Consider the following 262-nt stretch of genomic DNA (forward strand, 5'->3'; position numbering starts at 1 on the left):
GTTTTCTATCTCGTGGAACGAAACGCATGGTAAACCTCCCACGCGGAGAGAGATTATCGAAGGTTATTACGGCGAGTATGTTGACAAGGCTGACATGTTCATCGGATTTGGGCGTTTCAGCACTTTCGATTTTCCGCTGCTCAGCTCAGGAAAAACGAGTCTATACTTCACCGTTGCTCCCTCATACTATATGACCGAAACAACGCTCCGGAGGATCTTGTACGATCATATCTATCTCCGTCATTTCCGGCCCAAACCTGAC

At 47.7% G+C, this 262-nt stretch carries 1 pseudogene; it reads left to right on the forward strand.

The window, feature by feature from the left end:
* Window positions 1-262 (forward strand): annotated as a pseudogene (locus BST12_RS30035) (diterpene synthase); the annotation flags it as partial.

The organism is Mycobacterium angelicum (genome assembly GCF_002086155.1).
Classification (GTDB): Bacteria; Actinomycetota; Actinomycetes; order Mycobacteriales; family Mycobacteriaceae; genus Mycobacterium; species Mycobacterium angelicum.